We start from the raw sequence: 17,527 nt of genomic DNA, 5'->3' as shown, positions 1-17,527 counted from the left end.
GACTCCGACCTTACTGACCCCCTCGGACCGGTTCGCGCCACATGGCCGTCAGTGTGGGGCCGCCAGGCAGGACGATCTCCCTGGTCGGCTGGAAGCCGTACCTTTCGTAGATCGCGACGTTCCCCGGCGCCGACGACTCCAGGTACGCCGGCAGCCCCTGCGCGTCGGCCCGCGCCAGCCCGTCCCGCAGCAGCGCGCCGCCGACGCCCCGTCCGGGCAGCGCCGTCCCGAGCGTCTGCAGGTACCAGTGCGGCGGCGACGTGGGATGGGCGTCCTCGATGACCCGGAACGACCGCATCGCCTTCGGCAACCCCGTCCCGAACGCCCGCAGCAGGTGCCGGCTGTATCGCAGCGTCGACCAGAACCCGGGCGGACCGGCGCCCGGCAGCCCCCACAGCGCCGCCCCGGCGATCTCCCCGTCGACCACGGCCACCCACGACCCGCGCTGGCTCAGCAGCGTCTCGAACGAGAACAGCGCGGTCAGCCGCTTCCGGTGCCGCGGCGCCGGCACGATGAAGCGCATGACCGGATCGGCGTCGAACGCCTCGGCCAGCACCCGCGCGACCGTGCCGACGTCGGACCGCAGCGCCTGCCGGACGACGTGATTCGAAGGCTGCACCTCTCGATCATGCGCCAAGCCGGGCGCGCTGGTAAGAGAAGGCCGGAGACGTGGTGGGTTGCGTGGATTCGGCGCGGCGCCGGCACGTGCGCTGGGATCCGGGGTGCGTTGTGGTCCGGTCGGCTTCGGCTTCGGCTTCGGCTGAGCCGGTTGGCCGGGGGCGAAAGTTGGGTGTCCCCCTGCTGCCGATTGTCTGAGTCGCGAGGGTGCGCCTCAAGCGGACTGTTGGGCGCTTCGCGCCGGCGATGACCGCTTGACCCGCACCCTCGCGGTCTCGGTGCGGGCAGCTATCAGGGGGACGGGGGAGTGCGGGCACGGTCCGCTCTGGTGTGCACCGTCGCCCCGGGGTTGGCGACCGACCGTTTGCCGTGGTGTGCCGTTCGCCGTGGCGTGACGCTGCTTTCGCGACCGTCGCGAGGGTGTGGTCGCCGCCGTTGTCGTCGCTGGATCGTGATCGGGGCCGTCATGGCACGTGTGGTGTCCACTGGGTGAGATTTGCCGGTGATCTGAGGTCCCTGCCTAGGCGTGTGTTTGCTCTGCGAGGCATGCATGCCTGGTGGAGGGGGAGAACGCCTGGTGAGGTACCGGATCGTCTCGGCAACCCGCGGCAACGGCCGATCGACTTGACACCTCTCGAACATGTGTTCGACGATGAGTGGGTGACGGTACGGGGACGCGACCAGGCCGAAGCGGCGCTGGCCAGAGCGGGTTTCGCCGTCCAGCCGGTCGAGCTGGTCGCGGTGCTACCCGCCCTGCGCACGCTACTCGGCGGGCTGCGTCGCGGGCACGTGGTCGCAGTCGACGGAGCGGGGGTGCTGCCGCTGGCGCTCCTGGCCGGGGCCACGGCCGCCGGAGCGTGGACGGCGGTGGTGGGGCTGTCCGAGTTCGGCGTGCTGGCGGCGTCCGACATGGGCGCCGATCTCGGCCGGGTGGTGGTCGTCGAAGATCCCGGCACGCAGTGGGCCGAGGTGGTCGCCGTCCTGCTCACGTCGGTCGAGGTGGTGCTGGTGCGGCCGCCCGTCCAGGTCACCGGGCAGCTGGGCCGGCGGCTCGTCGCGCTGGCCCGGCGGCACGGGACGGCGCTGGTCTCCGTCGGCGACTGGGAGGGCGCTCAGACCCGCCTGCGCGTGGCGTCGTCGCTGTGGGTGGGCTCGGAGCGGGGTGGCGGTCACCTGCGCGGGCGGCGGGTGAAGGTCGAGGCGTCCGGACGAGGTTCCGGCGCCCGGCCCCGGTCGGCGTGGTTGTGGCTGCCCGGGCCGGACGGCACGGTGTCCGGCGCCGACCTCGAGGCCCTGGAGACCGGCGGCGGCCCCGCCCCCGAGGCGACGGCTCTGGCTGCGGCCGCTCCGACGACGACTGCGACGGCTGCGGCCGCGGCTGCGGTTGCGACGAGCCCGGCGGCGGCCGGTGCGGCTCCGGCGCACCCGGCCGTGGCGTCCCTGACGCCGGTTGACCCGGCTGATCCAGCTGATCCGACTGACCCGGCTGATCCGACTGACCCGGCTGATCCAGCTGATCCGACTGATCCGGCTGATCCGGCTGATCCGGCTGATCCGGCGGCCGGTGCGGCTCCTGGCGGGCGGGCGCGCCTGAGGACGGCTCGCCTACGGCCGGCGGCCCTGGCCCTGGCCGACCTGACCCCAGTCGGCCAGACCCCGGACGACCGGACATCGGCGGACTCGGCTGATTCGACGGCGGACTCGGCGGCTGATTCGGCGGCGGATCGGGCGTCGGTTGGCTCGGCGGCGGATCGGGCGTCGGTTGGCTCGGCGGCGGATCGGGCGTCGGTTGGCTCGGCGGCGGATCGGGCGTCGGTTGGCTCGATGGCCGGCTCTGCGACGGCCGGTCCGGTCCTGGTCCCTGCCGACCCGAGCCAGGCACCCTCGGAGCCCGCCGGGCTGGAGGTGGCCGGATGAGCCGCCGCCGGGTGCTCGTCGTGTGGTGTCCGGACTGGCCGGTGGTCGCGGCCATGGCCGAGGACGCCACCATCGAGGACACCACGCCGGTCGTGGTGCTGGCCGCCAACGCCGTCGTCGCCTGCAACGAGGCCGCCCGGGCCGAGGGCGTCCGCCGGGGGATGCGCCGCCGCGACGCGCAGTCGCGCTGCCCCGAGCTCAGACTCGTCGACCACCATCCCGACCGCGACGCCCGGGTGTTCGAGCCGGTGCTGGTGGCGGTCGAGGAGCTGCGGCCGGGCGTCGCGCCGTTGCGGCCCGGGCTGCTGGCGGTGCACGCGCCGGGCCGGTTCTACGGCGGCGAGGAGTCCGCGGGCGCGCTCATCGCCGAGCGGCTGGTCGGGGCCGGCGTGTGGGACTGCCGCATCGGCGTCGCCGACGACCTGTTCACCGCCGAGCAGGCGGCCCGCCGGGCCGGGCCGCAGGAGACCGTCGTGGTCGAGGCGGGCGGGGCGGCGGCGTTCCTGCGCGACCTCCCGGTCGGGGTCATCGACGACGACGAGGTGGCCGGGCTCCTGAGAAGGCTGGGGCTGCGGACGCTCGGCGACTTCGCCCAGCTCGGCGGCGACGACGTCCAGGCGCGGTTCGGCGGCTACGGCGCCAAGGTGCACCGGCTGGCCCGCGGCGAGGACGCCGCCCGGCTCGGCGCCCGCACACCGCCGCCCGACCTGGAGTGCCAGATCCGGTTCGAGCCGCCGCTCGACACCGTCGAGGCCGTCAGCTTCAGCGTCCGCCAGACCGCCGACCGCTTCGTCGCCCAGTTGGCCGCCCGCGGGCTGGTCTGCACCGAGGTCCTCGTCGAGGCCGAGTGCGACCACGAGGTCGCGTCGTCGCGGGTGTGGGCGCACTCGCGCTGGTTCAGCGCGGCCGACCTCGTCGACCGCGTCCACTGGCAGCTGCGGGGTCAGCTGCGGGGCACCTCAGGCGTCACCCGACCCGTCGAGCTGGTCCGGTTCGTCCCCGACACCGTCGAGCCGGCCGGCGCGCACGCCGCCGCGCTGTGGGGCGGCGGCACCGACGAACGCGTCGAGCGGGTGGTCGCCCGGGTCCAGGGCATGCTCGGCCCGCACGCGGTCACCGTCCCCGCGGTGCAGGGCGGCCGCGCGCCGGCCGACCGCCAGGCGCTGGTCACGTGGGGCGAGCGGCCGGTCGGACTGCGCCCGGTCGAGCTGCCGTGGCCGGGCAGCCTCCCGCCGCCGGCGCCGGTCCGGATCTTCGCCGAGCCGCGCCCGGTGGTCGTCGTCGACGACCGCGGGCAGCTGGTGTGGGTCAGCGAGCGCGGCGTGGTCAGCGCCCCGCCGGCTCGCTTCCGGCGGGCGAGCCCACCGGCTCCGGCCGGACGTAGCCGGCGGCGGCCGGCGGCCGGCGACCAGGACGGGCTCGGCGACGACTGGCGGCCCATCAGCGCGTGGTCCGGGCCGTGGCCGGTGGAGGAGCTGTGGTGGGAGAACCCCGCCAGCTGGGTCGCCCGCTTCCAGATCGTCACCGTCGACGGCCACGCCTGGCTGATGACCTGCGCCGACGACGGCTGGTGGGTCGAGGCCGGCTATGACTGACCACGAGGGGGCATAGACAGTGGGGTGGAACAACCCGCCGATCCCCTGGAGCGAACTGGAGCGCCGGCTGTCCGACCGGCCGACGGTCCCGCCCGAGGGCGGTCCGGGGTCGCGCAAGCGCAAGCCGTACAAACGCAAGGCCGAGGTGTTCCGCCCGGACGAGCCGGTCACGCCGTACGCGGAGCTGCACGCGCACAGCAACTTCAGCTTCCTCGACGGCGCCAGCGGGCCGGACCGGCTGGTCGAGGCGGCCATCGAGCTGGGGTTGCACGGGCTGGCGCTCACCGACCACGACGGCTTCTACGGGGCGCCGCTGTTCGCCGAGATCGCCCAGAAGTACGCCGCCGAGAACCTGCGCACCGTCTACGGCGCGGAGCTGTCGCTGGGTCTCGACGCGCCGCAGAACGGCGTCCCCGACCCTCGCGGCCAGCACCTGCTCGTGCTGGCCCGCGGCGTCGAGGGCTACCACCGGCTGGCCGGGGCCATCACCGAGGCGCAGCTGCGCGGCGACGAGAAGGGCAAACCCGACTACGACCTCGACGAGCTGGCCGGCATGGGGCGCGGGCACTGGCTGGTGCTCACCGGCTGCCGCAAGGGCACCGTCCGGTCCGCCCTCGCCGGACGGGGACCGGCGGCGGCCGCGGCCGAGCTGGACCGGCTGACCGCGATGTTCGGCCGCGACCACGTGGTGGTCGAGCTGTTCGACCACGGCCATCCCAGCGACGACGACGTCAACCGGCTGCTGGCCGACCTCGCCGCCGACCGCGGGCTGCCCGTCGTCGCCACCAACAACGTCCACTACGCCGACCCCGGCGACCACCGGCTGGCCTCGGCCATGGCGGCCATCAGGGCCCGGCGCAGCCTCACCGAGATGAACGGCTGGCTGCCGGCGTGGGGCGCGGCGTCGCTGCGGACGGGACGAGAGATGGCCGCCCGGTTCGCCGGCTACCCGGGCGCCGTCGCACGCTCCGTCGAGCTGGCCGACGAGATCGCGTTCGACCTGCACAAGGCCAGTCCCCGGCTGCCGAAGGAGCACATCCCTGAGGGCCACACGGCGATGAGCTGGCTGCGGTTCCTGGTCGAGCGCGGCTTCGAGCGCTACTACCGCGGCGAACGGCACGAGCGGGCGGCCCGGGAACGGGTCGACCACGAGCTGCGGGTCATCGAGGACAAGGACTTCGCCGGCTACTTCGTCATCGTCCACGACATCGTGAAGTTCGCCCGCGACGAAGGCATCCTCTGCCAGGGACGGGGCTCGGCGGCCAGCTCGGCGGTCTGCTTCGCGCTCGGCGTCACCGTCATCGACCCGGTCTTCTACCGGCTCCCGTTCGAACGGTTCATCTCCGTCAACCGCGACGAAGAGCCCGACATCGACGTCGACTTCGACTCCGACCGGCGCGAAGAGGTCATCCAGTGGGTCTACGACCGGTACGGCCGCCGCAACGCCGCCCAGGTCGCCAATGTCATCAGCTACCGGCCGAAGATGGCCGTCCGCGACGCCGCCAAGGCGCTGGGCTACTCGCCGGGGCAGCAGGACGCGTGGTCCAAGCAGACCGACAGCTGGTCCGCGGTGGCCGGCGAGGACGTCGCCGACCACGAGATCCCCGCCCCCGTCGTCGACCTCGCCAACCAGCTCATGCGGTCGCCGCGGCACCTGGGCATCCACTCCGGCGGCATGATCCTGACCGAGCGGCCGATCGGCCAGGTGTGCCCCATCGAGCGCGGCCGCATGGACAATCGCACCGTCCTGCAGTGGGACAAGGACGCCTGCGAGTCGATGGGGCTGGTCAAGTTCGACCTGCTCGGCCTGGGCATGCTGAGCGCGTTGAACCACGCGTTCACGCTGGTGGCCGGGCATCTCGGCGAGGCGTGGGAGCTGCAGAGCGTGCCCAAGGAGGAGCCTGCGGTCTACGACATGCTCTGCCGCGGCGACTCCATCGGCGTGTTCCAGGTCGAGAGCCGGGCCCAGATCGGGACGCTGCCGAGGCTGCGGCCGCGCAAGTTCTACGACCTCGCCATCGAGATCGCGCTGATCCGACCCGGCCCGATCCAGGGCGGCGCCGTCCACCCGTACATCCGCCGCGCCACCGGGAAGGAGGAGGTCACCTACGTCCACGACGACCTCGTCCCGGTGCTCGAACGGACCCTCGGCGTGCCGTTGTTCCAGGAGCAGCTCATGCAGATGGCCATCGCCGTCGGCGACTGCACCCCCGACGACGCCGACCTGCTGCGTCGCGCCATGGGCTCCAAACGCGGCATCGAGCGCATCGAGAGCATCAAGGAGAAGCTGTACAAGGGCATGGCGAAACGCGGCATCACCGGCCACGACGCCGACCAGCTCTACACCAAGATCCTCTCGTTCGCGAACTTCGGGTTCGCCGAGAGCCACGCGCTGTCCTTCGCCAAGCTCGTCTACGTCAGCTCCTGGTTCAAGCTGCACTACCCGGCGGCGTTCCTGGCCGCGCTGCTGCGAGCCCAGCCGATGGGGTTCTACTCCGCGCAGTCGCTGGTCGGCGACGCCCGGCGGCACGGCGTGCGGGTGCTGCGTCCCGATATCACGTGCTCCGGGGCCACGGCCGGCCTCGAACCCGACGGCGACCCACGGCCCACCGGCCAAGACGACTGCCTGCGCCCGTGGCACGAGCCGGCGGAATGGGCGGACGGCACGCCGGACCCCACACCGGAGCATCGCCGCGACACCGGGTTCGCGGTCCGGCTGGGTCTCGACTCCGTCCGCGGCATCAGCAAGGAGGCGGCCGAGGCGATCGTCGCGGCCCGCACGGAGCGGCCGTTCCGCGACCCGACCGACCTGTCGCGCCGGGCCGGCCTCGACGCCCGGCAGCTGGAGGCGCTGGCCACCGCGGGTGCGTTCGACGGCTTCGGCCTCACCCGCCGTGAGGCGCTGTGGAACGCCGGCTACGTCGAGACCGCCGGCCAGTTGGAGGCCGTCACCGCCACGCCGGCCCCGCCGCCGCTGCCGGGCATGAGCGACGTCGAGCTGACCCTGGCCGACCTCTGGGCCACGTCGATCTCGCCCGACAGCCACCCACTGGCGCACCTGCGGCCGCTGCTGCGCCGCGAGGGCATCCTCGCCGTCGAGGACCTCGCCACCGCCGAGCCGAACCGGCGGGTCACCGTCGCCGGCGTGGTCACGCACCGGCAGCGGCCCGGCACCGCGGGCGGCATCACGTTCCTCAACATCGAGGACGAGACCGGCATGCTCAACGTCGTCTGCGGCGGCGGGCTGTGGCAACGGCACCGGCGGGTCGCCCGCAACGCCGCCTGCATGATCGTGCGGGGGATCCTCGAGCGCAAGGACGGCGTCATCAACCTGGTCGCGGACAAGCTGGCGTCGTTGGCCGACCTGCATCCCGAGGCCGCCCGAGCCCTGCACGCCCGGCACCGCTCACGCGACTTCCAGTGACGACGGGTGCGGCGCCGACCGGCGGCCCGATAGCGTCCTGGCGTGCCCACCTACCGTGCTGATGACCACACGTCCCTGCACTACGACGAGCTGGCCGGTCCGGCCGCCGCCGGACCACCGATCGTCGTCCTGGCGGGTGGGGCGGCGCGGCACCCCGTCTACCTGGGTGATCTCGCCGGATTGGCCGACCGGCACCGGCTGGTCATCCCGCACCTGCGCGGCGTCGGCGAGTCGCCGGCGCCCGCCGAGCCGGAGGCGGGCTCCTACTGGCGGCAGGCCGCCGACCTCGAGGCGCTGCGCCGGCACCTCGGGCAGGACCGCCTGCTGGTCGCCGGGCACTCCGCCGGCACCCGGCTGGCCGTCGCGTACGCCGTCCAGTACCCGCAGCGGCTCGCGGCGCTGCTGCTCGTCACGCCGCCGTCCACCCAGCTCGTCGACACCGGGCCGGACGCCGAGCGCATCGCCGCCCGCCTGCGCGAGCGGGATCCCGCCGTTGCCGAGGCGTGGGCGGCGCTGACCGCCGGTCCGTCCGGCCTCGACGACGAGGGCTTCAACGCCTGGCAGCGGCAGGTCGCGCCGGCCGGCTACGCACACTGGCGACCGGCCGAGCAGCGGCACGCGACGGAGGGGCGCTGGGACCTGCCCGCCGGCCGCGCCTACTTCAGCGTCGAGCCGCCCGCCGACCTCGCCGGGCGGCTCGCGTCGGTCACCGCTCCGGTCCTCGTGGTCGCCTGCACCGACGACGCGATGACCGGGTTCGCGCCGGTCGCCGCGCTGGCCGACCGGTTTCCGGCCGGGCGGCGGGCCGTCATCGAGGACTGCGGCCACTATCCGTGGGTCGAGCGGCCGGCGCGGTTCCGTGCCGCGGTCGACGCGTTCCTGGCCGACGTGGTGGAGGTCCCGCTGCTCGGCGGCGACGTCAGCGACGGCGTCGTCCGGGTCGGCGGCACGGTCCGGCGGGACCCCGTCGAGAGCGCCGCGGCCGTCCACGCCTACCTGCGCCACCTGGAGCGGGCCGGTTTCCCGTATGCGCCGCGCTTCCTCGGGTTCGACGAGCGCGGTCGCGAGATCCTCACCTTCGTCGACGGCGAGATGGGCGGCCGCCCGCTGGCGCCGTGGGCGGTCACCGAGGACGCGCTGCGCGAGATCGCCGTCATCCAGCGCCGGCTGCACGACGCCTCCGCCGGCTTCACGCTGCCGGACGGGGTGAGCTGGCCGGCGCCCGTCCAGCTGCCCGGAGTCGCGCCCCTGCTCGAGCCGGGCGCCGCGGACGTCGTCGGGCACAACGACATCACCTTCGAGAACACGATCTTCGTCGACGGCCGGCCGGTCGGCATCATCGACTTCGACCTCGCCGCGCCGACGACGCGGCTGCTCGACGTCGTCACGACGCTGCGGTACTGGGCGCCGCTGTCCGACCCCGCCGACCGCGACCCCGCGCTGCGCGACGCCGACACCGGCCGCCGCATGCGGATCTTCGCCGACGCCTACGAGCTGGACACCGGCCAACGCGCCGCTCTCCTCGACGTCGCCGATCGCCGCTTCGCCCGCGTCTGGCACGTCATGAGGCACCGCGCCGAGACCGACGGCGGCGGCTGGGGGCGCATGTGGGCCGGCGGCGCAGGCGACACCATCCGGCGCGCTCAGGAGTGGGTCCGGTCGCAGCGGGACGCGCTCGAGGCGGCACTCACCGGCTGAGCATCGTCAGCACAGCACCTCGGCGCCGGTGCGGTGCAGATAACCGCAGATCAGGCCGAAGTCCCACTCCAGCTGCGCGATGCGTTCGTCGACGGCCTCGGCGGGCCACGACGGCGCATCGAACCCGAGCTGACGCTCGATCTCGTCCAGCCGGGCCGCGTCGTCGCGGCTCGCCCCGGCGTTCACCTCGTCGGCCTGTGCCCGCAGCTCGCCGACGGCCGCCGTCAGCTCGTCGATCCGCTCACTCTGCCGCTGGAGGACGACGGCGCCCAGCCCGATGACCGCCACCAGGACGAGACCCAGCGCCAGCAGTGCCTTGCGTTCCATGACCGCCCCCCGCACCTCGACGTGCGTGTGCTCCGCACGCTACGCCGGTTCCGGGCTCCGGGTTCACCGCGTGGCAGCCCCGACGATGTTGAGGACGCCGCTGAGCACGACGCCGGCCAGCACGAGCGTCCAGCCGAGGATCTGCAGTCGCAGCCCTCCGACCGCGATCTCCTTGGTCAGCTCCTCGACCCGGCCGACCTCGCCGATCAGCTCGGCACGGACGCCCCGGACCGCCGAGTCGCGGCGCTGCCGTTCGGTGCGCAGCTCCGTCTCGAGCCGGCCCACCTGACCCGTGAGGCCGTCGAGCCGGCTCTGGACCACGGCCGCGAACGCGGCGAGGTCCGTCACGGCGGCTCGCGCATCCGCGCCGGGAGCGGTCGCTCCTCCCCGGGCGATGGCCGAGCCGCCCGCGCCCCCTCCGCCATCGCCCAGCCACGGGTCGTGGCGCCGTCGGCGCAGCCGGCCGGTCACCCACGACCACGCCCGCCGGCGTCCATCGCGGGCGCGCGCCCGCCACGGCGCCCACAGCTCGCCGGTGCCGTGCTGGTGCCAGGTCTGGGCGAAGCCGGCGGCGGCGCACGTCAGACCGGCGACGTCCAGGAGCAAGGCGATCGAGTGGGCCCAGATCATGGCCGTCAGGCGTACCCGTGCGGTCGCTCCGAGGCAAGATCCCGGCCCGGCGATGTCGGGCGCGGCGTCCTGGCAGCGCGGCGCGGCCGTCTAGAGTTCGGGCGGTGAGGATCGTCATCGCGCGCTGCCAGGTGGACTACGCCGGCCGGTTGACCGCCCACCTCCCGCTCGCCACCCGCGTCATCATGGTGAAGGCCGACGGCAGCGTGCTGGTGCATTCCGACGGCGGCTCGTACAAGCCGCTGAACTGGATGAGCCCGCCCTGCACGCTCGCCGTCCGCGAGCCCGAGCCGGACGAGGACGGCGTCTGCGCGGTGTGGACGGTGCAGAACGACAAGACCGACGACCGCCTGGTGATCAACCTGCACGAGATCCTGCACGACTCCAGCCACGACCTCGGCGTCGACCCTGGGCTGGTCAAGGACGGCGTCGAGGCGCACCTGCAGGTGCTGCTGGCCGAGCAGGTCGAGACGTTCGGCAGCGGCTGGCGGCTGGTGCGGCGCGAGTACCCGACGCCGATCGGCCCGGTCGACCTGCTCTGCCGCGACGAGCAGGGCGTCGCCGTCGCCATCGAGGTCAAGCGGCGCGGCGAGATCGACGGCGTCGAGCAGCTCACCCGCTATCTCGACCTGCTCAACCGCGACCCGCTGCTGGCGCCGGTGCGTGGCGTGTTCGCGGCACAGGAGATCAAGCCGCAGGCCCGCACCCTCGCCGTCGACCGGGGCATCACCTGCGTCACCGTCGACTACGACGCCCTCCGCGGCGTCGACGACCCCACGTCGCGGCTGTTCTGACGGCCGCGGTCAGGCCCGGCCGAGGAACGTCTGCGCGCCCTGCCAGCCGCTGTCCCAGGCGTCCGTTCCCGCGTCGGCCATGTCGTCCAGGGCGGGGACGCTCTGGACCCACTCCATGAACTGCCGGCGTAGCTCCGGGTCTGCGTAGATCTGGTCCATCGGCAGCAGCTCTCCGTACTCTCCCTTGATCGCCTCCGGCGCGGAGTCCATCACGTGCGCCTCGGGCGTGGAGCCGACACCGTTGCCGATCATCGCGTGCACCGTCATGTACCAGCGCAGCTGGGCCGCGTCGGTGTTCTCGGCGATCACGGCGCCCTCGGTGTCGGTGCTGTTCGCCCACTGGTCGAGTTTCCCGCCGACGCCCTGGTGCAGCAGCCAGAAGCCGACGCCGGGGGGCAGCACCGTGCCGGTGCCCTCGGTGAAGATCTTCGCGACGGCGCCCTTGCGGGCCTGCTCCCGGGCATCGAAGTCGGCGGCGAACTCGCGCTGGCCCTCGAAGTACAGCGTGGCCGCAGCACCGAACAGGCTCATGACGTCGTTCACCCGGTTGCCGCCGTCAGCCTTGTCGGCGACGATCGCGTCGGCGAGGGAGCTGTTGTACAGCGACTCGACCGCGACCTCGAACGGCGCGGAGTACCCGATCTGGTCCTGGAAGCCGCCGAGGAAACGGTGCACGGCTCTCGGGCTGAGGTAGAAGTCCGGACTCAGGCCCGTGCCCTGGGGGAAGTCCTCCGGCATGACGTCCATCGACGAGCCCCGGTCGCCGGACATCTCGCCGCCGTCGATGAACGAGCCGGCCACCATCTCGTCGACGTATGCCGCCGCGACACGGGCGGTCGTGTCCTTGATCGCCGGCGGGATCGACTCGTGGTCGGCCGAGCCGGTGATGAACTCGAACGCCAGCGCCGCCTGCTCCGGCGTGTGCTCGGTACTCGGCGGGTCGCCCTGCGATCCGGTGGCGGCCTCGATGGCCAGGCCGAAGCTGTCGGCCAGGTCGGCGCGCTGCGCGGGGTCGCCCGCCGCCGCGTAGACGCGGTGCGTCATCTCCTTGGCCGAGATGTCCTGCTCGGACAGCACCTTCGTGGCCAGCCCGGGGTACCGGGCGAGCGTGCCGAAGGCCAGCGCGCCGATGTCCTCCGTCAGGCCGACCGCGGTGTCGCCGTCGCCGAGGGTCTTGGCGGAGATGTTGTTCGGGTCGGCCCAGTCCTCGGCGGCGAACGCGTCGAGCGCCGTCCCGTTCACGGTCTGCTCGACGAACGCCTGCTGTCCGGAGAAGTCGCCGTACTGCAGCAGCGCCAGCCGGCCCCAGGCGACCTGCGGATCGTCCGTCGCCAGCCCGAACTCGCTGAAGGCGCCCATGCCGTCGGGTGGGGTGGCGTCCATCATCGCGGTGGCCAGGCCGATGCTCAGCAGTTCCAGGTAGTGCTGGGCGTTCTCGCCGACACCGGACTCCGGCATGCCCAGGGACGCGGCCAGCCGGGCCGCCATCTCCGGGCCGAGTTCGGCGTAGAACCCGGCCATCGCGTCCGGATCGTAGGCGAGCTGCTCGAGCTCCTCCACCATGTCCGCGTCGAGCTGGCCCGACTCCTTGACACGGGTGGCGAGGTCGCGGCCCTGCCGCTCGGCGAGCAGCGGGTCGTAGTCGGTGAGCGCGTTCTCCTCGAGCCGCACCATAGGCGCGCCCGGCTGCTGGTGCTCCAGCGCGCGGGCCAGCCCCAGCCGGCGCTGCGTCTCCCGCAGCGCCGACTCGACCCATTCGTGGACCACGGCCAGGTCCTCGAAACCGGTCGAGGTCACGTCCAACCGGTTCATGTCCGCCCGGACCGAACGCTCGGTGGTGTAGCCGAGGAAGTCGTCGAGCTCGCGCAGCGCGATCTGCAGCTTCGCGACGAGGTCCTCGAGGCCGGCGACCGAGACGGAGGAGAACGTCATGCCGGTGCCTCCTCCGCGGGCGCCGCGGCGACGGCCGCGTCGATGTCTTCGTCGATGGTGTCCGCACCCTGCCGGAGCACGTCCTTGTGGATCTCCATGGACGTCCCGAAACCATTGGCCCGGTTTCCGGTCCACGCCTCGCCGGACGCCATGATCGCCAGCGGAGCGTCGAGCGCGGCCTTGAGATCGCCGATGATCCGGCCCACCTGGATCTGCAGCCGTTCGAGGTCGGCTCGCGTGGTGTCGTTCACAACATCACAGTGAATGCCGAGGTGGATTCACTTCGGCTTCATGACTGTGTCATCGCGGCGCGGCGAGCCATCTAGGCTGTCCATCATGAGTGCGCACTTCGATGTCGTCGTCCTGGGCGCGGGTCCGGGCGGGTACACCGCGGCCGTCCGCGCGGCCCAGCTGGGCAAGTCCGTCGCCGTCGTGGAGTCCAAGTACTGGGGCGGCGTCTGCCTCAACGTGGGCTGCATCCCGAGCAAGGCGCTGCTGCGCAACGCGGAGCTGGCCCACATCGTCAAGAACCAGGCCGACACCTTCGGGCTGGTCTTCGAGGGTGAGGTCAAGGCCGACTACTCGAAGGCGTACGAACGCAGCCGCACCGTGGCCGACGGCCGGGTCAAGGGCGTGCACTACCTGATGAAGAAGAACAAGATCACCGAGCTCGACGGGTGGGGCACCTTCACCGACGCCACCACGCTCGACGTCCGCCTGAACGACGGCGGCAGCGAGACGGTCACGTTCGAGCACTGCATCGTCGCCGCCGGCGCCACGACCCGGCTGCTGCCCGGCACCGAGCTGAGCGAGCGCGTCGTCACGTACGAGGAGCAGATCCTCGAGAGCGAGCTGCCGCGGAGCATCATCATCGCGGGCGCCGGCGCCATCGGCGTCGAGTTCGGCTACGTCATGGCCAACTACGGCGTCCAGGTCACCATCGTCGAGTTCCTCGACCGCATGCTGCCGCTCGAGGACCCCGAGGTCTCCAAGGAGCTGGCCCGCCAGTACAAGAAGCTCGGCGTCGACGTGCGCACCTCGACCCGGGTCGACAGCATCGACGACTCCGGCGAGGTCGTGCGGGTGACGGTCACCTCGGGCGACAAGCAGGAGGTGCTCGAGGCCGACAAGGTCCTCCAGGCCATCGGCTTCGCCCCGCGCGTCGACGGCTACGGCCTCGACAAGACCGGCGTCCGCCTGACCGAGCGCGGCGCCATCGAGGTCGACGACCACCTGCGCACCAACGTGCCCAGCATCTACGCCATCGGCGACGTCACCGGCAAGCTGCTGCTCGCGCACGCCGCCGAGGCCATGGCCATCATCGCCGCCGAGACCATCGCCGGCGCCGACACCATGCCCGTCGACTACGACATGATCCCGCGGGCGACGTACTGCCAGCCGCAGGTGGCCAGCTTCGGCTACACCGAGGAGCAGGCACGCAAGCTCGGCCACGAGGTGAAGGTCTCGAAGTTCCCGTTCATGGCCAACGGCAAGGCGCACGGCCTCGGCGACCCCGTCGGCTTCGTCAAGATCGTCGCCGACGCCGAGCACAACGAGCTCCTCGGCGCCCACCTGATCGGCCCGGACGTGACGGAGCTGCTGCCCGAGCTCACCCTGGCCCAGCTCTGGGACCTCACCGCCGACGAGGTCGCCCGCAACGTCCACGCTCACCCGACCCTGTCCGAGGCGGTCAAGGAAGCGGTGCACGGCATCTCGGGGCACATGATCAACATGTAGGGCTGCGAGCCGCTGACCAGTGGGTTTGGCGGTCAACATCACTCGCGACAGGTCGGGGCGGCGGCGCGGCCCCTTGACGTGGGAATCCGGCTTGTCGGTCGTGGGGCAGCTCGGGATCGCGCGCCTCAGGCCTCATGCGGACCGGTCATCTTGGCAAGGCTGACTGCCCTGAAAAACGGGACGAGTCGGACAGCTGAGCGACAGTGGACCTTGCCAAGGACGTGACCAGCCTTGCCAAGCCAGTTCCACGCCTGGAGATCACTCATCAGGTGGGTTGACGGGATCGCGCGGGAGCTCTTCGACGCGGGACTGCCTGTGCCGTCCCAGCCGCGATCCTCATCCGGCCGCGCACGTCTCGCGGTCGACGCACGACTCCCGACCTGAGTCCGCGTCGTGCCTGGTGCCCCTCTGGCAATCAGGCTCCGACGACCCACTGCGCGTAGAAGATGCCGAGCCCCGCGGTGACGCAGATGCCGGCGATGATCCAGAAGCGGATCACGATCGTGACCTCGCTCCAGCCCTTGAGCTCGAAATGGTGGTGGAGCGGTGTCATCCGGAACAGGCGCCGGCCGCCGGTCAGTTTGAAGTAGCCGACCTGCAGCACCACGGACATGGTGATGATCGCGAACAGGCCACCCAGAATGATGAGCAGTAGCTCGGTGCGGGTGGTGATGGCCAGCCCGGCCATCGCTCCGCCGAGCGCCAGCGCCCCGGTGTCGCCCATGATGATCCTGGCGGGGTGGGCGTTCCACCACAGGAACCCGATGCAGGCGCCGGCCAGCGCGGCCGCCACCACGGCGAGGTCGAGCGGGTCGCGCACGTCGTAGCACGTCGGTTCCGGAGCGGACTGGCAGCTCTGGTTGAACTGCCAGATCCCGATGAGCGTGTAAGCACCGAACACCATGGCCGACGCGCCGGTGGCCAGGCCGTCCAGCCCGTCGGTCAGATTCACCGCGTTCGAGGTACCGGAGATGATCAGCAGCGCCCACACCACGAACAGTGCGGCCGGCAGGACGATCGGAGTGTCGCGCAGGAACGACACGGCCTGCGACGCCGGCGTCAGCGACTGGTCGTCCTCGAACCGGATCGCGAGAAGCGCGAACGCGAGCGCGACGACCACCTGCCCGGCCATCTTCGCCCGGCTGCGCAGGCCCAGACTCCGCTGCTTGAAGATCTTGATGTAGTCGTCGAGGAAACCGACCAGACCGAGCCCGACCATCAGCCCGAGCACCAGCAGCGCCGAGGCCGACGGCTCGGTTCCGCGGATCAGGTGGGCCACCGCGTAGCCGGCCAGCGCGGCCAGGATGATCACCATCCCGCCCATCGTGGGCGTGCCCCGCTTGGTCTGATGATTCTTCGAGAGCTCGTCCCGGATCGGCTGGCCGTAGCCATGCCGGACCAGGGCCCAGATCGCTGCCCGAGTTCCGAGAATCGAGACCAGCAGACCCACGACAACCGCGGTCAGCACTGCAGTCACCCGGCGTTCTCCCTCACGCGTTGGTCAGTGTTCGTGGTGCCTTCCGGCAACCAGCACCGCGTTGGCGCATCCGGATTTGCCACGGTGACCGCCACGACGATAGCTGAGTCCGGATCACCGCCTCGCGCCCGCGGTGGTTCCCATCGGCACGCCGCTCGGACAGGCTGGGACCCCGTGAAGAACATCTACGTCGTCACCCACCCGGAGGCCACCCACCATGTCGACGGACTCGTGGGTGGGTGGTTCGACTCGGACCTGACGGATCGCGGAGCCAGGCATGCCCGGGCGATCGCTGACGTCCTCGAGAAACGGCTGGGCGCTGCCGCCGTGGAGGTGTACGCGTCCGATCTTCGCCGTGCCCGGCGTACCTCGGACGTCATCGTCCAGCGACTCGCCGCGAGTCTGACCGTCGACCCCGATCTGCGGGAGAAGTCGTACGGCGAGGCGGGCGGCAAGCCACAGGCATGGCTGGACGAACGCTTCGTCCCGCCTCCCGAGACCGGCGAGCGAATGCGTCACGACGAGGGCGTGGAAGGCGCTGAAACCAGGATGGATCTCGCCGTGAGGGCCTACGCGGCGATGAACCGCGTCCAGATCTCCGCCGCCGAGAACCAGGTGATCGTGACGCACGGAGGCACAGCCACGTATCTCCTTGCGGCCTGGGTGGGCATGCCCGTCGACGCGGCCGGCCGGATCCACTTCCGGTTCTCGTCCGGCGGCATCAGCCTGCTGCGCAAGGACGACCGTTTCCACAGCCACCAGATCGCCCAACTCAACCAGACCGGCCACCTCGACTAGTCCGAGCGGCCACGGTCCATGGTCGCCCGTCGGCGACCGCGCCCGTCAAGGCCGGCCGGTCAGTCCTCGGCCTTCTGCTCGATCTCGTCGGTGACGACGCCGTCGACGCAGCGGAGGCGGACCTCGATCTCGACGGAGTCGTTCTCGAACTTGATCTGGGGGTGGTCGTCGTCCTCGTCGTCGTCCGTGTCGGCCTCGTAGCCCTGGGCCGGGATGACACCGAGGACGTGGACGGTGCCGTCGGGGTTGCACTGGGCGGTCACTGTGCCGGCGTCGTTGGCGTTGACGACGCGCGGCCGGGCGGGCGGGGGCGTCGTGGGCTGCGGCGACGTGGGCTGCGGCGACGTGGTCGTGGACGGCGTGGGCGTGGCGGTGGGGGACGGCGAGGCGGACGGGCCGGTCGTCGGGGCGGCGAGACGCTGCTCGACCTCGGCCTGGGTGAGCGGCTCCTGACTGGAGCCGAAGATGTCGGTGCCGATCATGCCGACCGCCGCCATGCCGGCGGCCGTGGCGCCGGCGGCAGCGGCGAGCCACAGCAGCACACCGGTGCCGACGCGCACCATCCGAGTCCTGACCACCT

General features: G+C 72.2%; 14 protein-coding genes. 7 read left to right on the top strand and 7 right to left on the bottom strand.

From position 1 onward, the window contains the following. Positions 1 to 10: 10 nt before the first annotated feature. The gene (locus DZA62_RS28230) at positions 11 to 619 is read right to left on the bottom strand and encodes a GNAT family N-acetyltransferase (protein WP_198664287.1); all 609 of its coding nucleotides are present in this window, start codon (positions 617 to 619) and stop codon (positions 11 to 13) included. 545 nt (positions 620 to 1,164) lie between these two features. On the opposite strand from DZA62_RS28230, the gene DZA62_RS36565 reads away from it, so the two are divergent. Genes DZA62_RS36565 through DZA62_RS28210 form a run of 4 tightly spaced genes read left to right on the top strand, consistent with a single transcriptional unit; the run spans position 1,165 to position 9,252 of the window. Next, positions 1,165 to 2,535, top strand: coding sequence for a hypothetical protein (locus tag DZA62_RS36565; RefSeq protein WP_198664286.1), 1,371 nt, complete (start codon positions 1,165 to 1,167; stop codon positions 2,533 to 2,535). After that, positions 2,532 to 4,130: a DNA polymerase Y family protein gene (locus DZA62_RS28220; RefSeq protein WP_116952288.1), complete on the top strand. Its 1,599-nt coding sequence runs from the start codon at positions 2,532 to 2,534 to the stop codon at positions 4,128 to 4,130. The genes DZA62_RS36565 and DZA62_RS28220 overlap by 4 nt, the downstream gene beginning before the upstream one ends. Positions 4,131 to 4,149: 19 nt before the next feature. Beyond that, entirely contained in the window at positions 4,150 to 7,554 is a 3,405-nt protein-coding gene (locus DZA62_RS28215) for an error-prone DNA polymerase (RefSeq protein ID WP_116952287.1), read from the top strand. A gap of 42 nt (positions 7,555 to 7,596) precedes the next feature. Beyond that, the gene (locus tag DZA62_RS28210) at positions 7,597 to 9,252 is read left to right on the top strand and encodes an alpha/beta fold hydrolase (RefSeq protein ID WP_116952286.1); all 1,656 of its coding nucleotides are present in this window, start codon (positions 7,597 to 7,599) and stop codon (positions 9,250 to 9,252) included. 6 nt (positions 9,253 to 9,258) lie between these two features. On the opposite strand, the gene DZA62_RS28205 is transcribed toward DZA62_RS28210, so the two are convergent. Together DZA62_RS28205 and DZA62_RS28200 are read right to left on the bottom strand one after the other, a co-directional pair. Further along, positions 9,259 to 9,579 (bottom strand): hypothetical protein, encoded by a 321-nt coding sequence (locus tag DZA62_RS28205; protein WP_116952285.1) that lies wholly within the window; start codon positions 9,577 to 9,579, stop codon positions 9,259 to 9,261. A 63-nt stretch (positions 9,580 to 9,642) separates the two neighbouring features. Continuing rightward, positions 9,643 to 10,209 (bottom strand): hypothetical protein, encoded by a 567-nt coding sequence (locus tag DZA62_RS28200; protein ID WP_116952284.1) that lies wholly within the window; start codon positions 10,207 to 10,209, stop codon positions 9,643 to 9,645. A gap of 104 nt (positions 10,210 to 10,313) precedes the next feature. Here DZA62_RS28200 and nucS point away from each other — a divergent pair, with 104 nt between their 5' ends. Next, a complete protein-coding gene (gene nucS, locus DZA62_RS28195) occupies positions 10,314 to 11,003 on the top strand; it encodes an endonuclease NucS (RefSeq protein ID WP_116952283.1) in 690 nt (229 codons plus the stop codon). A gap of 9 nt (positions 11,004 to 11,012) precedes the next feature. Here the strand turns inward: nucS and DZA62_RS28190 are convergent, their stop codons facing one another. Next, on the bottom strand, positions 11,013 to 12,935 hold the full coding sequence (locus DZA62_RS28190) for a hypothetical protein (protein WP_116952282.1): 1,923 nt from the start codon (positions 12,933 to 12,935) through the stop codon (positions 11,013 to 11,015). Then, the gene (locus DZA62_RS28185) at positions 12,932 to 13,186 is read right to left on the bottom strand and encodes a hypothetical protein (protein WP_116952281.1); all 255 of its coding nucleotides are present in this window, start codon (positions 13,184 to 13,186) and stop codon (positions 12,932 to 12,934) included. The genes DZA62_RS28190 and DZA62_RS28185 overlap by 4 nt, the downstream gene beginning before the upstream one ends. Positions 13,187 to 13,271: 85 nt before the next feature. Here DZA62_RS28185 and lpdA point away from each other — a divergent pair, with 85 nt between their 5' ends. Then, positions 13,272 to 14,672, top strand: coding sequence for a dihydrolipoyl dehydrogenase (lpdA, locus tag DZA62_RS28180; RefSeq protein WP_116952280.1), 1,401 nt, complete (start codon positions 13,272 to 13,274; stop codon positions 14,670 to 14,672). 415 nt (positions 14,673 to 15,087) lie between these two features. On the opposite strand, the gene mraY is transcribed toward lpdA, so the two are convergent. Next, positions 15,088 to 16,149 carry a phospho-N-acetylmuramoyl-pentapeptide-transferase gene (gene mraY, locus DZA62_RS28175; RefSeq protein ID WP_116952279.1) on the bottom strand — a complete coding sequence of 354 codons (1,062 nt, stop codon included), beginning with the start codon at positions 16,147 to 16,149 and terminating at the stop codon, positions 15,088 to 15,090. 174 nt (positions 16,150 to 16,323) lie between these two features. Here mraY and DZA62_RS28170 point away from each other — a divergent pair, with 174 nt between their 5' ends. Next, a complete protein-coding gene (locus tag DZA62_RS28170; RefSeq protein ID WP_116952278.1) occupies positions 16,324 to 16,947 on the top strand; it encodes a histidine phosphatase family protein in 624 nt (207 codons plus the stop codon). A gap of 59 nt (positions 16,948 to 17,006) precedes the next feature. Here the strand turns inward: DZA62_RS28170 and DZA62_RS35980 are convergent, their stop codons facing one another. Beyond that, a complete protein-coding gene (locus DZA62_RS35980) occupies positions 17,007 to 17,525 on the bottom strand; it encodes a hypothetical protein (protein WP_157987955.1) in 519 nt (172 codons plus the stop codon). Positions 17,526 to 17,527 lie beyond the last annotated feature (2 nt).

Source organism: Jiangella endophytica, from assembly GCF_003427025.1.
In the GTDB taxonomy this organism is placed as follows: Bacteria; Actinomycetota; Actinomycetes; order Jiangellales; family Jiangellaceae; genus Jiangella; species Jiangella endophytica.
The sequence above is the reverse complement of the archived record's forward strand: the minus strand, read 5'-3'. Positions and strand labels throughout refer to the sequence as shown.

Coding starts and splice junctions, on each gene's coding strand:
- lpdA (WP_116952280.1), top strand. CDS start 13,272: ATGAGTGCGCACTTCGATGTCGTCGTCCTGGGCGCGGGTCCGGGCGGG.
- DZA62_RS28200 (WP_116952284.1), bottom strand. CDS start 10,209: ATGATCTGGGCCCACTCGATCGCCTTGCTCCTGGACGTCGCCGGTCTG.
- DZA62_RS36565 (WP_198664286.1), top strand. CDS start 1,165: ATGCATGCCTGGTGGAGGGGGAGAACGCCTGGTGAGGTACCGGATCGT.
- DZA62_RS28220 (WP_116952288.1), top strand. CDS start 2,532: ATGAGCCGCCGCCGGGTGCTCGTCGTGTGGTGTCCGGACTGGCCGGTG.
- DZA62_RS28190 (WP_116952282.1), bottom strand. CDS start 12,935: ATGACGTTCTCCTCCGTCTCGGTCGCCGGCCTCGAGGACCTCGTCGCG.
- DZA62_RS28205 (WP_116952285.1), bottom strand. CDS start 9,579: ATGGAACGCAAGGCACTGCTGGCGCTGGGTCTCGTCCTGGTGGCGGTC.